Here is a 17,273-nt window from a genome sequence, read left to right as displayed (position 1 = left end):
ACGATCAAGGGAACGTGACGACGACCTTGTCGGCGGCACCCGGCGCGCCTGCCAGCTCGAGTGCTTGGCCGACGTCGGCGAAGGGCACGGTGTGGCTGACGATCAGCGCGTACTTCTGCCAGTTGGCAATCAAATCCCTTGTTACCTCGAAGATCTCGTCCGGGTAACCCATGGATCCGACGATCGTGAGCTCGTTGCTCATCACGTTGGTCAACTCGATCGGAACCGGCTCCTTGTGGACGCCAACGATACCCAGTGTGGCGCCCTTCTTGGCGGCTGCGAGCGCGATCTCGACGACGGGCTTCGCGCCCGCTGCGTCGAGATAGATGTCGGTGCCTGCCTTGCCTCCGAACATCGCCTCGCCGTCGCCGTGCAGCTCGATGAGTCGGGCGACGACGTCTTCATCCGCCGAATTGATCACGGCGTCGGCACCGATCTGTAGTGCCTTGTCGAGGCGTGCGGGAATGAGGTCGGCGACGACCACATGGCTTGCGCCGAGCGACTTGAACGCCAGCACCGCGCCAAGCCCGACGGGGCCCGCACCGAACACGACCACCTTGTCGCCCGGTTTGGCCTTGCAGCGGTTGGCGCCGTGGCGGGCTACGGCCATCGGCTCGTTGAGTGCGGCGACTTCCCATGGGATGTGGTCGGGGATGACCTCGAGGCTGGTGCCCCGTACCGCGTTCTCGACGAGCGGGTAGTCCGCCAGTGCTCCGCTGGCTCCCCCGTTTCCGATGATGCCGCTGGGTGCGGCCATCGGATTGATGACGACGTGATCGCCGACGGCGATGCCGGTCACCTCGGACCCGACCTCGACGATTTCGCCGGCGGGTTCATGTCCGAGCGGCGTGCTGCCTTGTCGCGGCGGGACGCCACCGATGGCGATGTAGAACGCGTCCGAACCGCAGATGCCGCAGGCCCGCATCCGGACGAGTACGTCCCTGGGTCCTGCATGGGGTTGCGGGGCATCGCAAACCTCGGCCGTACCCGGCCCCGTCACCGTGGCTACCTTCACGTCATCACCTTCTCGATCGACGTCTACGTGTCACGGGGCAACCCCAGCAGGCGCTCGGCGATGATATTCAGTTGCACTTCCGAGGTTCCGCCGTAGATCGTCGTGGCACGGCTGGTCAGTAGATAGTTCACCCATTCACCCTGCAGTTCATCGGGTTTGGCGATGGCTCCGTCGACGCCGAACGACGCCAAGCCGAATTCGGCGTAGGCCTGCGCGGTCCGCATCGAGAGCAGTTTGGAGATCGCTGCCGACGGCAAGGCGTCCCCACCTGCGAGCGTCAACAGCGTCGATCGCATGTTGAGCACCTTGGCTGCGTGACCCTCGGCCATCAGTTGGCCGGCCCGGTTTTGTTCGAGCTGGTCGAACTGCCCGTCCCGCACTAGCTCGACGAGGCGTTCCAGGCTGGCGAGGTTCGGGTTCTCGCTACTGCCGATGGAGACCCGCTCCGCGGTCAGGGTGTTGCGACTGACTTCCCAGCCCCGGTTGACGTCGCCGAGCACCATGTCGTCCGGCACGAAGACGTCGTCGATGAACACTTCGTTGAAGAATTCGATGCCGGTCAGTTCGCGCAGTGGCCGCACCTCGACGCCCTCGCTGGCCATGTCGAGCAGGAAGTAGCTGATGCCATTGTGTTTTGGAGCGCTTGGCTCCGTTCTCGCCAGCAGTGCACCCCACTGCGAGAACTGCGCGAGGGTGGTCCAGATCTTCTGGCCGGTGATCCGCCAGCCGCCGTCGACCTTGACGGCCTTGGTCGACAGACTGGCCAGGTCCGAACCGGCACCGGGCTCGGAAAACAATTGGCACCAGATCATTTCACCGCGCAGTGTCGGCGGGAGAAAGCGCTGCTTCTGCGCTTCGGTGCCGTACGCCACGATGGATGGGACGAGAAAGCTGGCGATGCCGAGCGCGGGGCGGCGGACCTTGGCCGTGATGAATTCCTGCGCGGTGATGATCTGCTCGATCGGAGGCGCCGAACGGCCCCACGGTTTCGGCAGATGCGGCGCCACCCACCCGCCCTCGACGATGGCGGTTGTTCGTTGGTCGGACGGAATCGCTTTGAGCGCAGTGACTTCGGCGCGGATTTCCTCGCGCAACTTCTCGGTATCGGGGTCCAGATCGATGTCGAGCTTGCGCAACCCCGTCGTGGTGGCGGTGTCGACGACGCGCTGCGGATAGTCTGCGGCGCGGCCGAACGAGGCCGCGATGCCGAGTGCCCGGCGGTAGTAGACGTTGGTGTCGTGCTCCCAGGTGAAGCCGATACCGCCGTGTACCTGGATGCAGTCTTGCGCGCAGGACTGCGCGGCGGCAGGGGCCAGCGTCGCTGCCACGGCGGCAGCGAATTCGGCAGCGGATTCCGGGTTGTCGATCCCTTCGTCGATGGCGCGGGCGGCATCCCACACCGCTGCGGTTGCGCGTTCGGTGCGGGCGAACATCTCGGCGCACTTGTGTTTGATCGCCTGGAACTGACCTATGGGCCTGCCGAACTGTTCGCGAATCTTGGCGTAGGCGGCCGCCGTATCGGTCGCCCAGCGCGCGACACCGACGGCCTCGGCCGAAAGCAACGTGGACGCGATTGCCTGCGCAGCGCTGCCGCCGAGGTTGCTCAACACGCGCTCGGCGGCCACCTCCACCGCGTCGGCGCGAACGTGCGCGACCGGGCGCAGCGGGTCCACGCTGGCGACTTCTTCGACCTCGAGTCGCTCGGTGTCGAGCACCACCCATGCCCTGCCCGCTTCGGTGGCCACCGGCAGGACGAGCAGCGTCGCCTGGGCAGCGGCAGGTACCGAACGGGCCTGGCCACTGACCACCAACGCACCACCGCTGCGGGTGCCGGTCAGCGCCGATTCCATCGCGAACGTGGCGATCGCCGAACCGGAGGCCAGTTCGGCAAGCAGTTCCGCATCTGGATCGTTGGCCGAGATCAGCGCGCTTGCGATCGCCGAAGGGACGAACGGGCCGGGCACCGCGCCGCGACCGAACTCGGCGAGCACCACTGCGAGTTCGAGGATGCCAAACCCTTGCCCGCCAACTGATTCCGCCAGATGAACACTCTGCAGGCCCTGATCGGCGGCGGCCCGCCAGTACGGCGGCGGAATGGCGACGGGCGTCTCCAGCGCCTCGTGCAGCACGTCGGGCGGCACCATCCGCTCGACCAGGGACCGCACCGAGTCGGCCAGGTCCTGGTGCTCGGGAGTGATGGCAATGGACATGACGGTGAGGCTACGCGGGGTTTGCTTTCCCACGTCCTCGATTGGCGAGCGAGCGCCCGAAAACGATCGGTTACAGTAACCGTTCCCGTATCACCTTCAGCCAAGGACGCCACGATGCAGACGCCCACCCTGACGCCCTTCTTCGTGTCCGAAGCGGACACATTCGTACCGAACGAGATCGCTCAGGGCGGCTGGGGTCCGACGCTTGGTGGGCAGGTGGTTGGCGGCCTGCTCGCCAGGGTCGTCGAGCAGAAACGCGCCGACGACGAACTTGTGCCTGCGCGGTTCACCGTCGACATCCTGCGCCGCGTGGCCACCGAACCGGTCCGGGTGACCGCTGAAGTCGTGCGGGTGGGCCGGCGGATGCAGGCCATCGACGCCACGATGACCCAGCGTGGCGAGCTCGTCGCGCGCGCCTCGACGCTGTATCTCCGGCGCAGCGAGCAGCCGTCCGAACTGCCATGGACCACCAACATTTCGATGCCGGCACTGCCGGAAGAGCCGGCGCAGTTCAATGACGCCGTGCCGATGTTCATCACCGCATACGGGCGCGAGCTCAGCCAGGGTGGCCGCGGGTTCGAGTGGCAGCACGACGGTCCCCGGTACGCCTGGCTCCGGGAGATCCGCGCACTGGTCGACGACGAGGACACGACGCCGTTCGTGCGCGCGGCGATGGCGGTGGACGTCACGGCCTCGATGACTGGGTTCAGCACTGCTGGGCTGGGATTCATCAACGCCGATTACACCCTGACGTTGTGCCGGCTCCCGGAAGGTCCCTACATCGGGCTTGCGGCGTTGACGCACTACAGCGCGGCGGGCATCGCCACCGGGACCGCCAGCCTGTTCGACGCAGCAGGCCCGATCGGCACCGGGGTGACCACAGCGGCCAGCAACTCACACTTCACCGCCCGATCCGGCTGACCGAAAACGCGGCTTCACCAATTCCCGCACGACGGCGGCGACATCGGCTCACTATCGAACTCACCTCAAGGAGACGATGAGTGACCAAGTACGTATTCGACTTCACCGAAGGCGACAAGAGCCAGAAGGACCTGCTGGGTGGCAAGGGTGCGAACCTGGCCGAGATGACGAACCTGGGCCTTCCGGTGCCGCCAGGATTCACCATCACGACCGAAGCGTGCCGTGAGTACCTTGCGCACGGCAGCGCCCCCGGTGAGTTGCGGGTACAGGTGACCATGGCGCTGCGGGGGCTGGAGGACGGAGTCGGCAGGCGGCTCGGCGATCGTCACGATCCGCTGCTCGTCAGTGTTCGCTCCGGCGCGGCGTTTTCGATGCCGGGGATGATGGAGACGGTGCTGAACGTCGGGCTCAACGATGCCAGCGTGAAGGGGCTCGCCGAGGAATCCGGGGATGAGCGCTTCGCCTGGGATTCCTATCGGCGGCTGCTGCAGATGTTCGGTAAGACCGTGCTCGAGATGCCCGGTGAGGTCTTCTCCGACGCACTGGACAAGGCCAAGTCGACCAAGGGGGTTTCCAGCGACGTCGAGCTCGACGTCGACGAGCTCAAGGGACTTGTCGCCGTCTTCAAGGAAGCGGTGCACGAGCATTCCGGTCATGAGTTCCCGCAGCATCCCCGCGAGCAACTGGACATGGCCATCAACGCCGTCTTCAACTCCTGGAACACCGACCGTGCGCGGCTGTATCGGCGCCGCGAGCGGATCCCACAACATCTGGGCACCGCCGTCAACGTGTGCACCATGGTGTTCGGCAATCTCGGCGAGTCCAGCGGCACCGGCGTCGCGTTCACCCGCGATCCGGCATCCGGCCGGTCCGGCGTGTACGGCGACTACCTGTCCAATGCTCAGGGCGAGGACGTCGTTGCAGGCATCAGAAACACACTGTCGTTGGACGACCTGAAAGCCCTTGACCCACAGTCGCACAAGCAGCTCATCAAGGTGATGCGGCGGTTGGAGACGCACTATCGGGATCTGTGCGACATCGAGTTCACCATCGAGCGCGGCAAGTTGTGGATGCTGCAGACCCGCGTAGGGAAGCGCACCGCCGCGGCAGCGTTCCGGATCGCCGGGCAGTTGGTCGACGAGAACCTGATCACGATGGACGAAGCGCTGTCCCGCGTCTCGGGCTCGCAACTGGCGCTCCTGATGTTTCCGCAGTTCGACCGGTCGGCCCGGCGAGAACTGCTGACCAAGGGGATGGCCGCCTCCCCGGGTGCGGCCGTTGGTCGCGCGGTGTTCGACTCGCCGACCGCCAAGGCCTGGGTCGATCGCGGCGAACAGGTTGTGTTGGTGCGCAAGGAAACCAACCCCGACGACCTCGAGGGCATGATCGCCGCCGACGGAATCCTGACCGCCCGCGGCGGGAAGACCTCGCATGCCGCCGTCGTCGCCCGCGGAATGGGCAAGACCTGCGTGTGCGGTGCCGAAGCGCTCGACGTCGATGCCGTGGCCCGGACCGCCCGGGTCGGCACGGTACTGATCAACGAAGGCGATGCGATCAGCATCGACGGGTCGACCGGCGAGATCTTCCTCGGGGCGATGCCCGTTGTGCCGTCCCCGGTGGAGACCTACATCCAGTCCGGGCTGGCGACTGCCCTGGAAGGCGCGGATGACGAGACGACGGCTCTGGTCACGGCGGTCGACCGGTTGCTGACCCACGCCGACGACTCCCGTCGGCTGGAGATCCGCGCGAACGCGGACACCGCCGAAGACGCCGTCCGGGCGAGAAGCCTTGGCGCACAAGGTATCGGACTGTGCCGGACCGAGCACATGTTCCTCGGCGATCGACGCACGCTGATCGAGCGGGTCATCCTGGCCGGCACGACCGATGCACGCGATGAGGCGCTGGCGGCCTTGTTGCCGTTGCAGCGCAAGGACTTCACGCAGCTGCTCGAAGCAATGGACGGCCTTCCGGTGAACATCCGGCTGCTGGACCCGCCGTTGCACGAGTTCCTGCCCGATCGCACCGAACTCGCAGTCAAGGTCGCTTTGGCCCGGGCCGCTGGGGATACCGGCGAGCAGGTCGACAAGGATCGCAAGCTGCTGGCCGCCGTCGAGGCCATGCACGAGTCGAACCCCATGCTGGGCTTGCGTGGCGTGCGTCTGGGTCTGGTGACACCAGGCCTGTTCGCGCTGCAGGTGCGGGCCATCGCCGAGGCCGCCTGCGACCAGCTCGCAGCAGGCAGGAATCCACGGGTCGAGATCATGGTCCCGCTGGTGGGTTCGGTGATGGAGCTACACCTGGTGCGCGACGAAGCCGAACAGATCCTGGCCGAGGTGGCCGCCGAACGCGGGGTGACGCTGAAATTCCCCATCGGGACGATGATCGAGCTGCCGCGAGCCGCGCTGACCGCACACCGAATAGCCGACGCTGCGGACTTCTTCTCCTTCGGCACCAACGATCTCACCCAGACCACGTGGGGGTTCTCCCGTGACGACGTCGAATCCTCGCTATTCGCAGCCTATGTGGACAAGGGCGTGTTCACCGTGTCCCCGTTCGAGACCATCGACGCCGACGGTGTCGGCCGGCTAGTGAAGATCGCTGCGAAGGAAGGACGCAAGACCAAGCCCGGGCTGAAACTCGGGGTCTGCGGCGAGCACGGCGGCGACCCGGAGTCCATCCACTTCTTCCACCAGACCGGGCTGGACTACGTGTCCTGCTCTCCGTTCCGGCTACCGGTGGCACGGTTGGAAGCCGGACGCGCCGCCGTCAAGTAAGGCCGCGAGGTTAGTCCGACCCGTCCGGGATAAAGAGCAATTGCACCGGCAGTCGCGGCTGATCTTCGGGATCGTACTTATTGCCCACACGTGCCCAACCGCCCTGGAATGCGATCTCCCACATCGGGGCATATACGTCGCAGAAGTGAAAGACATCGCAGCAGTCGCCAGTATGCACCTCCTGAACGACGGTGCCGAAAGGCCAAGCGTCCGACTGCATTTCCTCGGCCGTCGAGAGGACGGAGAGGACCGGCTTCACCCCTGCTGTCATGCATCGCTCCTGTTCGAGCTCCGTCGGCGGGCCGAATGTGCTGACCACCATGGACATGCTGGTCCAAGTCTACATCAAACATTGCTACGAAAACATTATCATCGTGTTATCGCAGTTCAACACCTTGAACAGTCAAAGACATTTCATCGCTAGTATAGCGCCCGTGTGCACGGTTTGCCCGGGGCGTTAATTTTGCCAATGCAAACATCCGCCAGACTCGCCGAGCCCTCGGAACAGCGGAATCGCCAGCGACACCATCGCGACCGCCATGAACTGCAGCGCAGAAACTGAGCTGTGTTCGCTAGCTCGATGGCCTGCGGCGCGCGGGTCACCTCGCGCAACGCCGCCCCAGCCGCGGGGCGTAAGTTCGCTTGGGCGGCGCACTGACCGCCACGTATGGATTGGATGGTTTGTGGCGTCGATGACCGCGGTCGGATTCCGCTCCGAGCGCGGACCGGTGCTCGGCTCCGTCATGCTGAGTACCGGACTGGTCGCCATCGACTCGACCGTGCTGGCGACCGCCGTGCCGTCGATCGTCGGCGAATTCGGTGGCTTCCACCAGTTCCCCTGGTTGTTCTCCGCATACCTGCTGGGGCAGGCCGTTACGACGCCGATCTACGCGAAGCTCTCCGACGTCTTCGGCCGCAAGCCGATCATGCTGCTGGGGATCGCGCTGTTCCTGCTTGGCTCCATCCTTTGCGCTGCAGCGTGGAACATGCTTGCGTTGATCGTCTTTCGGGCAATCCAGGGCCTGGGTGCCGGGGCCGTCCAGCCGACGGCGATGACGATCGTCGGGGACATCTACACGGTGGCTGAGCGTGCCAGGGTGCAGGGCTACCTGGCCAGTGTGTGGGCCATCTCCTCGGTCGTCGGCCCCATGCTCGGCGGCGTCTTCTCACAGCTGGGGATCTGGCGTGGCGTGTTCCTCATCAACATCCCGCTATGTCTGATCGCGGCCTGGATGTTCCACCGGCACTTCCACGAGGCGATCACGCCGCGGCATCGCACAGTCGATGCGCTCGGCGCGCTGCTGCTGGCGTTGGCGATGACGTCGTTGGTGCTTGCCGTCCTCGGCGGGGGCCAGACCTGGGCGTGGCACTCCGTGCCGAGCATCAGCGCGTTCGCGCTGGGCGCGGTGCTGTTGGTGACCTTCGTCGTGGTGGAACGCCGAGCCGTCGAGCCGATACTGCCGCTGTGGGTCTTCTCCCGCCGACTGCTGTGCGCGACCACGATCGTCGCGTTCGGCATTGGCGCCATCTTGATGGGGCTGACCTCCTACGTGCCCACGTACCTCGAAGGATCGCTGCGGGTGCGACCCGTCGTCGCGGGTCTTGCGCTGGCCGCGTTGACGATCGGTTGGCCCGCGACGGCAGCCGTGGCCGGAAAGTTGTATCTGCGATGGGGATTCAAGCGGACTGCAGTCGTGGGCGTCACGCTGGTGATCACGGGCGCGGCGGTGTTGGTGGCCATGGCACACCGGCCGAATGTCGGCGTCGTGGCGGCGGCGTGCTTGGTGATCGGTGGCGGCATGGGGTTGTTGGCGGTGCCCACGTTGATCGCCGCCCAGTCCAGCGTCGACTGGAGCGAACGCGGCGTCGTCACGGGCAACAACATGTTCGCCCGGTCATTGGGTAGTGCCGTCGGCGTCGCCATCTTCGGAGCGATCGCGAACTCGATCTTTGGTCCCGGTGACATCCATTCGATCGGTCCGGTGGCCATTCAGGCCGGCTCGGCTGCGGTGTTCATCGGGGTACTAGTCGTCGCCGTGACGACGGCCATCGCCGTGCTCGCCATGCCGCAGACACCGACGCACCAGCACGCTGATCGCACTTAGCGGGGCACGAGTGGTTACGACGTGTGCACGTCCGGAGTGCGCACATGCTCGGGGCGGAAGCCCCGTCCGACGATGAGGGGCGGAATCGCCTGCAGCGGGCCAAGACCCACGATCTTTGGCACGCGAATCGGGGACAGGTCACCGGTCAGGTTGGGCGCGATGACTCTGTCCTGCGCGAACACCTGGAAGGCCTGGATGAATCGGGTAGGCAGTTCACGCCGGCGTTGCACCTTCGCGAGCTCCGCGGTGGTCAAGCGGCCTTCCCTCAGCGGGGCGCACAGGATGTTAGCTGCGGCCACCGCGTCGGCAACGGCGAGGTTGATACCGACCCCACCCACCGGCGACATAGCATGTGCGGCATCTCCAATGCACAGCAGTCCCTCACGCCACCACGTCTTGAGCCGGTCCACTCGAACGTCGAGCTCGCTGGTGTCGGCCCAAGAGGTTATGTCGTTCACGTGTTCCCGCAATCGCGGTTGCACGGAAACCAGTCGCTCCTTGAACGCCTCCAGCGAGCCGCCGCTGGGATGGGACCCCTTGGGCACAATGCTTGCGACCTGCCAGTAGTCGCCGCGGTAGATCATGGCCATGAACAGGCCCTTGCGCAGCACGCCGAACAGTTCCCGAGGGTCGCCCGGGCGCCATTTCAGCCGGAACCACAGCACGTCTATCGGCGAGTGCGCACTGGCGAGTTCCATGCCCGCGGCGGCCCGCACCGCTGACTTGCGCCCGTCGGCGGCTACCACCAGTTCAGCGTGCACCTCCAGTTCCGGGGTGCGCACGCCGACCACTCGATCGCCGTCGAAGAGAAGGTCAGTGACCTCGGCATTGCGGACCAAGGTGAATTCGGGGTAGGCCGAAGCCTTTTCGGCGATGAAGTCGAGGAAGTCCCACTGCGGCATCAGCGCGATGTAGGGCTGGTTGAAACCAAGCCGTTTGAGCACGCTGAAGTTGCCGAAGGTGCGAAGCGAGCCGTCGGTGTCGAAGGCGACCCTGTCGATCCTGGTGTGCGGTAGTGCAAGGAACTCGTCGATGAGCCCGAGTTCGTCCATGATCCGCAGAGTGGTCGGATGCACGGTGTCGCCACGGAAGTCACGCAGAAAGTCGTTGTGCTTCTCCAGGACGACGACCGAAATCCCGGCCCGGGCCAGCAGCAGTGCGTGAACCAGGCCGGCGGGACCGCCACCGGCAACACACACCAGGGCCTGCAGTGCTCGAGTCATGGCCTGACAGTACTCGCGCACGGCCACAGCCTCCGCGCGTGTGCGGCCTGCCGTGCGTCAGCCTCAAAATGCCTGTACCACAGCCGCTCTGGCGAACGACCGGCACTCAGCAGTCGAGTTGCTCGATTGCGGTCGGGACGATGTACATCGCGGCAGCTACCGAGACGCCCAGGTCCTTGATGACCATGGGAACCGCGTCGGACGACTCTCTCCCCGGACTGAGGAATCGGCACACCTTGTAGCCCTCGGTCAGCAGCTGGTTGCTGCTCAGATACGCGAGCTCCGGCTGGATCTCGTGCAGGTACTCGTGCTCATCTGCCGAGGAAGGCGGTGCGGTTCCGATCGCGATGCCCGCAAAGAGGGCAACTGCAAAGAAAGTCCTCATTGGCTACCTCCTGATCGAGGTCAGCGTAGAACACACGTAGCGTTCGCCACGTGCTTTTGGAGTTTGCCGCCCGTCGGACTTCGAAGCGTTGCCGCCGATCAGTGCGGGGTTGTCGGCGCTGCAACGGTCGCGGGCGTGAGTGTCTCGGAGACTTCGAACGCCGTGCGGTCCGCGCGGTAGACGTCACGGGCGTATTCGATGCACTGCCCCGTCGTGTCAAGGGTGCGTCGGGTGAGCAGGGTGCCTGCCGACCCGGGCCGCAGACTGAGTTGGGCACTGGACGCGTCATCGAGCACGATCGACTCCAGCACGGCGCTCGATTGCGCCAACTCGATGCCGTATCGGTTTCGCAGCAGGGCCCACAGCGATCCGTCGTGAGGGTCGTCGAGGATGCCGGGTGTCCGTGCGGCAGGCAGGTATGTCGTTTCGAGGGCGAACGGAACGCCGTCGACGGTCCGTAGCCGGTGGAAGACGTTCACGGCCGCATCCTCGTCGAGTTCCAGCGCGAGGCGCACCGACGGACTCGGCTGCTGACAATCCGCCCACAGCAGTTGGGCGGCGGGCCGGTGGCCGAGGCGGGCGACCTCCTCGGAGAAGCTGCCGATGTGGAAGCGCACCCTGGGCTCGGCGACGAATGTTCCGCGGGGCGGTCTGCGGTATACCACCCCCTCGCTCTCGAGCAGCGTGAGTGCTTGGCGGGCGGTCATTCGGCTGACCTCGTGTTGCTCGGCCAATTCACGCTCGGAAGGCAGCAGTGTGTGAGGTCCCAGCTGCTCAGAGAGGATTCTGTCGCGCAATGCCTCCGCGATGGCGATGTAGCGGGGAGCCGTCGGCCGACGTTTGTTGCTGCTGGCGGACGGCATGCGACCAGCGTAATCGGGCGCGGCGCAATTGTGAACCATCTGGTCTAGGCCATGTGGTTGTAAACAGTTCGTTTCCCGGCTTGACAGTGCGCTGGATCACACCAATACTTTGGCTCAACCGCATGGTCTATACCAACCGGAGGAGCCAAGTAATGTCCGACCCGAAGTCCGCCCCCCGAGCCGGGGGTGACGCCGCCGAACTCGCGCAGTTCGGATACAAGCAGTCGATGGAGCGCCACACCGGAAAGTTCGCCTCGTTCGCGGTCGCCTTCGCCTTCGTCTCGATCGCCACCGGCATCTTCACCACCTACGGCGCGGTGCTGAATTCCTCCGGACCGGTCGGGATCTGGACGTGGCCGATCGCCGTCGTCGGTCAACTCGCGGTCGCATTCGTGCTCGGCACCGTGGCCTCGCGGATCCCGGTAACCGGCTACGCCTACCAGTGGATGTCGCGGCTGGCCAACCCGATCCTCGGCTGGATCATCGGGTGGATCTCCTTCACCTTCCTGGCCATCGTCGTCGTCGCGGTGGACTACACGATCGCCTCGACGGTGCTGCCAGTCCTGCTCGACTACCAGGCGACCAGTTTCGTCACCTGGGGTGTCACCGCCCTCGTCCTGTTGGCCCAAGCCGTGCTGCTGGCGCTGTCGACCAAGTGGAGCGAGCGAGTCAACAATGGCGCGGTGTCGCTGGAGTTGATCGGGATGGTCACTCTGACGGTACTTCTGCTCATCGTCGCGGCGGTCCGTGGCGACATGGACGCTGGCAACCTCTTCAGCAAGGGAGCCGTTCCTGCCGAAGGCTTTTGGAGTTTCGGAGACTGGACATCGGCAGGCCCGTGGATGCTGGGCTTCCTGCTCGGCGCCTTCACGATCGTCGGGTTCGAATCGGCGGCCAACCTCGCCGAGGAGACCAACGATCCTGAGCGCGTCGTCCCCCGGGCGATGTGCCAGGCCGTAATCGCCTCCGGTGTACTGGGTTTCGTGTTCCTCATCGCCGTCACCCTGGCCGCAGGCGACCCGGTCGCGCTCGCCGAGTCCGGCACGCCGATCGCCGATGTCATCAAGCACACCCTCGGCTCGGTGGTCAGCACACTGCTGCTGCTCATGGTGGTCATCGCAATCTTCGCCTGCGGTCTGGTGATCATGATGACCGGAGTTCGCTTGACCTGGGCCATGTCCCGCGACGAGCGGTTCCCCGGCTGGCAGCAATGGAGCCAGATCTCACCCCGGTTCCACACCCCGCTGCGGGCCACTGTGCTGTTCGTCGTGCTCGCCCAGTTGATCCTGGCCATCTTCTCGCAGTCCGAGACGGCGCTGTTCACCCTGTTCGGCGCGGCGACTCTGCTGCCTGCGGTGATCTACGCAGCCACGGTCGTGCTGTATCTGCTCAAGCGCAACGACCTGCCGGTCAACGGCAAGTTCGACCTTGGCGGCTGGGAGAAGCCGATCCTCGCCGTCGCGGTGGTGTGGCTGGTGTTCGAACTCGCCCTGTTCCGCGATGCGTCCTTCAAGGACGCCTGGCTCTATGTCATCGTGATGGTCGTGATCGGCGCGAGCTATCTCGGCTATCTGCTCGTCCGCCGCGGACGCCATGGACTGGCAATGCCCGACCAGCATTCGATCGACGCGGTACTGGACCAGGAAGCGGGCACACACCGGCCATGACCTACGTCCTCGCCATCGACCAAGGCACTTCGGGTACGAAGGCGATCGTCGTCGATGAAGCCGGGCAGGTCGTCTCGATCGCCGAGGTCGCGCTGCGGCCGGACTACCTGCCCGGCGGAGGCGTCGAACAAGACCCGGAAGCGTTGTGGGCCTCCGTCGTCGGCGCCGGACGTCGCGCGCTGGACGATGCCGGGGTCACCGTATCCGCGGTCGCGTTGGCCAACCAGGGCGAGACGGTGTTGGCGTGGGATCGCCGCACCGGACGGCCACTCACGCAGGCCATCGTCTGGCAGGACCGCCGCGCCGAGTCCATCTGCGCGAACCTGGCCGGCTCCGCCGAAGCAGTCGCTGCGAAGACGGGACTCGTGCTGGACCCGTACTTCTCCGCGCCGAAGATGGCGTGGATTCGGGCGAACCTGACCGCCGACGGCGTGGTCACCACCACCGACACCTGGCTGATCCATCGGCTGTGCGGGGCGTTCGTCACCGATTACTCGACCGCGAGCCGCTCACTGCTGCTCGACTTGGACTCCACCACTTGGGATTCCGAGCTCGTTGAACTCTTCGGCCTGGGATCCGAAGAGTTACCCGCCCTCGTCGACTGCGACCACGTCGCCGGGGAGACCGACGTCTTCGGCCCACCTGCCATCCCGGTCACTGGGCTCATCGTCGATCAGCAGGCCGCGCTCCTTGCCGAGAGTTGCCTCGAGCCGGGTTCGGCGAAGTGCACGTTCGGCACCGGCGCGTTCCTGCTTGCCCAACTCGGCGAGCGCCCCGGCCGCTCGCATGCCGGGCTGACCACCTCGGTGGCCTGGCGGCTGCGGGATCGCACCTCCTATTGCGTCGACGGCCAGGTGTACACCGCCGCATCCGCGGTGCGCTGGGCCATCGACCTCGGATTAGTCACCGCCGCAGACCAACTCGACACGGTCGCAGAATCCGCCGGTGACTCCGGCGTGCTGTGCGTCCCCGCACTCGCAGGACTGGCCGCACCCTGGTGGGACGCGCAAGCCACCGCCTCCTTCACCGGGATGACGCTCAGCAGCGGACCCGGGCACCTGGTCCGCGCCCTATTGGAGGGCATCGCCGCCCAGGTTGCGGCCCTAACCGACCTGGTCGCCGACGACCTCGGCCAGCCCCTGACCCGGCTGCGGGTCGATGGCGGCCTGACCCGCTCCGCCGTGCTCATGCAGGCCCAAGCCGACCTGGCCCGCATCCCCGTCGAGATCTACCCCTCGGCGCACGCCACCCCATTGGGCGCCGCCGCCTGCGCCCGGCTGGCACTCGACCCCGCCGCCGGCATCGCCAAGGTGGTTGGCACATGGGCACCGCAGCACACGTACGAACCACGATGGACAGCCGACCGCGCCGCCGACTACATGAGCCGCTGGAAGCACGCGGCGAGCGCGGCGCTCGCCCAGAAGGAGACCCAGCCATGACCACGACCGCTCCCGACGTCAGCGATGTCGTCGTGATCGGCGCAGGCATCGTCGGCGCGGCGATCGCACGGGACTTGGCAGGCACCGGCTTGAGCATCACCCTCGTCGAAGCCCGCGACGACGTCGGTGACGGCACCAGCAAGGCCAACACTGCGTTGCTACACACCGGTTTTGATGCCACGCCCGGCACGCTGGAGTCACGACTCGTCGCGCGCGGCTATCACCTGCTCGGTGCCTACGCCGAACAGACCGGCATCCCCGTCGAACGCACGGGTGCACTTCTCGTCGCCTGGACCGACGAGGAAGTCGAGGCGTTGCCCTCCCTCAAGGACAAGGCTGAGCGCAACGGCTACCACGCCTGCGAGCTCGTCGATGCCGCCGAGGTCTACCGTCGCGTCCCCGAACTCGGCGCCGGTGCGCTCGCCGGGCTCACGGTGCCAGGCGAGGCCATCATCTGCACGTGGACGACGAACCTTGCGCTGGCCACCGACGCCGTGCGGCGCGGCGTCACGCTGCGCCGTGGCGCCGAAGTCACCGACGTCATCCCCCGCACCGACCGCTCCGAATACACCACCCTTGTCACCAGCAAGGGTGACATCCACGGCCGCTGGATCGTCAACGCCGCCGGGCTGGGTTCGGACTACCTCGACGCCAAATTCGGCTACCACCGCTTCACCGTCACTCCCCGACGCGGGGAACTGTTCGTCTTCGACAAGCTCGCCCGCCCGATGGTGCCGTGCATCGTGTTGGCCGTGCCGTCCTCGCGCGGCAAGGGCGTGCTCGTCAGCCCGACCATCTACGGCAACGTCATGGTGGGTCCCACCTCCGAAGACCTCGAAGATCGCACCGCCACAGGCACATCCGAGGACGGCTTCGAGTTCCTCCTCACCAAGGGCCGCGCCTTGATGCCGACGCTGTTCGACGAAGAGCTCACCGCCGCCTACGCGGGGCTGCGCGCTGCGATCGATCACGGCGACTACCTCATCGACGTCGACACCACGCAGCAGTACGTCCTGGTCGGCGGCATCCGCTCGACCGGGCTGACCTCGGGAATGGCGGTCGCAGAACACGTGATGGGCTTGCTGGCCGATACCGGGCTCGACCTCACCCCGCGCGCCGAACTTCCCCCGCCACCGAAGATGCCGAACATCGGCGAAGCCTTCACCCGGCCCTACCAGGACGCCGAGCGCATCGCCGAAGACCCGGCGTATGGGCGCATCGTCTGCTTCTGTGAACGGGTCAGCGCAGGCGAGCTCCGCGACACCTTCGAATCCCCCATCCCGCCTGCCGACCTCGACGGACTACGGCGCCGCACCCGGGTCATGAACGGACGCTGCCAAGGTTTCTATTGTGGCGCACACACCGCGGCAGTGCTGGAGTCCGGGATCTCAGTGGTGGCCCGATGACCCAGCAGGACAACAATGTTCAGCATGTCGCCGTCGCGGTCATCGGCGGCGGACCGTCGGGCCTGACTGCGGCCGCCAACCTTGCACCGCTCGTCGACGGTACCGTGCTGGTCATCGAGCGCGAAGCCGAGACCGGCGGGATCCCGCGCCACAGTGATCATCTCGGCTACGGAATGCGCGACCTGAAGCGGTTCATCAGCGGACCGGCCTACGCGCGCCGACTGACCGATACCGCCCGTGACGCCGGAGCGCACCTGGAAACCGAAGCCATGGTGACCGGATGGGCCGGCGAGCGGCGACTACAGGTGACCTCGCCGCGCGGACGGCGCATCGTGGAAGCCGATGCCGTCGTTCTGGCGACCGGTGCGCGAGAGCGACCGCGACCGGCGCGGTTGATTCCCGGTGACCGTCCCGATGGGGTGTACACCACGGGTCAACTGCAGAACCTCGTCCACCTCAACCACGCTCACGTCGGCACCCGGGCCGTCGTCATCGGCGCCGAACTCGTCAGCTGGTCGGCCGTCCTGACCTTGCGCGAAGCCGGCTGCGCCACCGTCGCCATGACGAGCGGCTACCCTCGGTCCGAGGCGTACGCCGCCTTCCGGATCCCGGGCCGCTTCCTGCTCAATGGGCCGGTGCTGACCCGGACCCGGGTCGTCAGCATCAACGGTAAACGCCGTGTCCAATCGGTTACGGTCGAAAACATTGACACCGCAGCGCGTTCCACGCTCGAATGCGACACCGTGATCACCACCGGCGATTGGATTCCCGACCACGAACTCGCCCGCTCCGGCGGCGTCGAGATCGACCCCGGCACCCGTGGTCCGGTCGTCGATGCCAGTTTGCAAACCAGCAAGCCCGGCGTATTCGCTGTCGGGAACCTGCTTCATCCGGTCGACACTGCCGACGGGGCGGCCCTGGACGGACGGCATGCCGCGCCCAAGATCGCCGCCTGGCTTCGGGCCAATACCGATGCACCGCAAGGAATCCGGGTACGTGCCGCGTCGCCGTTTCGCTGGGTGGCACCACAACTCGTCACCCCGGACGGGGCCGTCGCACCCCGCGGCGACCTGCTGCTCTGGACCGACGAATACCACCGGACGCCGAAGGTGCGCGCCATCCAGGACGGACGCACGATCGGCGAGAAACGCACCCCTTGGCCCGCCGCACCGGGACGCGTCTACCGCGCACCGTGGGCGCTGGTGGCCGACGCCAATCCCGGCGGCGGCGACATCACCATTGCGCTGGGCTAGCACTACTCGAAG

13 protein-coding genes are annotated in these 17,273 nt (G+C 66.2%); 7 read left to right on the top strand and 6 right to left on the bottom strand.

What is annotated here, in order from left to right; translation table 11 throughout:
• Positions 1-4 precede the first annotated feature (4 nt).
• Both SLQ30_RS16735 and SLQ30_RS16730 read right to left on the bottom strand, forming a co-directional pair.
• Positions 5-1,015: a zinc-dependent alcohol dehydrogenase gene (locus SLQ30_RS16735; protein ID WP_319447187.1), complete on the bottom strand. Its 1,011-nt coding sequence runs from the start codon at positions 1,013-1,015 to the stop codon at positions 5-7.
• Positions 1,016-1,038: 23 nt separating this feature from the next.
• Positions 1,039-3,225, bottom strand: coding sequence for an acyl-CoA dehydrogenase (locus SLQ30_RS16730; RefSeq protein ID WP_319447188.1), 2,187 nt, complete (start codon positions 3,223-3,225; stop codon positions 1,039-1,041).
• Positions 3,226-3,339: 114 nt separating this feature from the next.
• Here SLQ30_RS16730 and SLQ30_RS16725 point away from each other — a divergent pair, with 114 nt between their 5' ends.
• Positions 3,340-4,146 (top strand): thioesterase family protein, encoded by an 807-nt coding sequence (locus SLQ30_RS16725; protein ID WP_319447189.1) that lies wholly within the window; start codon positions 3,340-3,342, stop codon positions 4,144-4,146.
• Between the two features lie 80 nt (positions 4,147-4,226).
• Positions 4,227-6,920, top strand: a complete 2,694-nt coding sequence (ppdK, locus tag SLQ30_RS16720) for a pyruvate, phosphate dikinase (RefSeq protein ID WP_319447190.1) — start codon at positions 4,227-4,229, stop codon at positions 6,918-6,920.
• A gap of 10 nt (positions 6,921-6,930) precedes the next feature.
• On the opposite strand, the gene SLQ30_RS16715 is transcribed toward ppdK, so the two are convergent.
• Positions 6,931-7,248 (bottom strand): hypothetical protein, encoded by a 318-nt coding sequence (locus SLQ30_RS16715; protein ID WP_319447191.1) that lies wholly within the window; start codon positions 7,246-7,248, stop codon positions 6,931-6,933.
• Between the two features lie 364 nt (positions 7,249-7,612).
• Here SLQ30_RS16715 and SLQ30_RS16710 point away from each other — a divergent pair, with 364 nt between their 5' ends.
• Positions 7,613-9,025 (top strand): MFS transporter, encoded by a 1,413-nt coding sequence (locus SLQ30_RS16710; protein ID WP_319447192.1) that lies wholly within the window; start codon positions 7,613-7,615, stop codon positions 9,023-9,025.
• Positions 9,026-9,039: 14 nt separating this feature from the next.
• Here SLQ30_RS16710 and SLQ30_RS16705 read toward each other — a convergent pair whose 3' ends face one another.
• The 3 genes from SLQ30_RS16705 to SLQ30_RS16695 all read right to left on the bottom strand — a co-directional run bounded on the left by SLQ30_RS16705 (position 9,040) and on the right by SLQ30_RS16695 (position 11,496).
• A complete protein-coding gene (locus SLQ30_RS16705) occupies positions 9,040-10,248 on the bottom strand; it encodes an FAD-dependent oxidoreductase (protein ID WP_319447193.1) in 1,209 nt (402 codons plus the stop codon).
• A gap of 106 nt (positions 10,249-10,354) precedes the next feature.
• Positions 10,355-10,633, bottom strand: coding sequence for a hypothetical protein (locus SLQ30_RS16700; protein WP_319447194.1), 279 nt, complete (start codon positions 10,631-10,633; stop codon positions 10,355-10,357).
• Between the two features lie 98 nt (positions 10,634-10,731).
• Entirely contained in the window at positions 10,732-11,496 is a 765-nt protein-coding gene (locus tag SLQ30_RS16695; protein WP_319447195.1) for a GntR family transcriptional regulator, read from the bottom strand.
• Positions 11,497-11,648: 152 nt separating this feature from the next.
• Here SLQ30_RS16695 and SLQ30_RS16690 point away from each other — a divergent pair, with 152 nt between their 5' ends.
• From SLQ30_RS16690 to SLQ30_RS16675, 4 genes are read left to right on the top strand one after another with little or no spacing between them, the layout of a single operon-like run.
• Positions 11,649-13,163 (top strand): amino acid permease, encoded by a 1,515-nt coding sequence (locus SLQ30_RS16690; RefSeq protein ID WP_319447196.1) that lies wholly within the window; start codon positions 11,649-11,651, stop codon positions 13,161-13,163.
• Complete coding sequence (locus SLQ30_RS16685; RefSeq protein WP_319447197.1) at positions 13,160-14,602, top strand: FGGY family carbohydrate kinase; 1,443 nt, start codon at positions 13,160-13,162, stop codon at positions 14,600-14,602. The genes SLQ30_RS16690 and SLQ30_RS16685 overlap by 4 nt, the downstream gene beginning before the upstream one ends.
• Positions 14,599-16,008: an NAD(P)/FAD-dependent oxidoreductase gene (locus tag SLQ30_RS16680; protein WP_319447198.1), complete on the top strand. Its 1,410-nt coding sequence runs from the start codon at positions 14,599-14,601 to the stop codon at positions 16,006-16,008. Before SLQ30_RS16685 ends, SLQ30_RS16680 begins: the two co-directional genes overlap by 4 nt.
• A complete protein-coding gene (locus tag SLQ30_RS16675; protein WP_319447199.1) occupies positions 16,005-17,261 on the top strand; it encodes an NAD(P)/FAD-dependent oxidoreductase in 1,257 nt (418 codons plus the stop codon). Before SLQ30_RS16680 ends, SLQ30_RS16675 begins: the two co-directional genes overlap by 4 nt.
• Positions 17,262-17,273: the final 12 nt, after the last annotated feature.

Origin of the sequence: Mycobacterium sp. RTGN4, from assembly GCF_033804635.1 — a bacterium.
Taxonomy (GTDB): domain Bacteria; phylum Actinomycetota; class Actinomycetes; order Mycobacteriales; family Mycobacteriaceae; genus Mycobacterium.
This window is presented reverse-complemented; position numbering and strand designations above follow the sequence as displayed.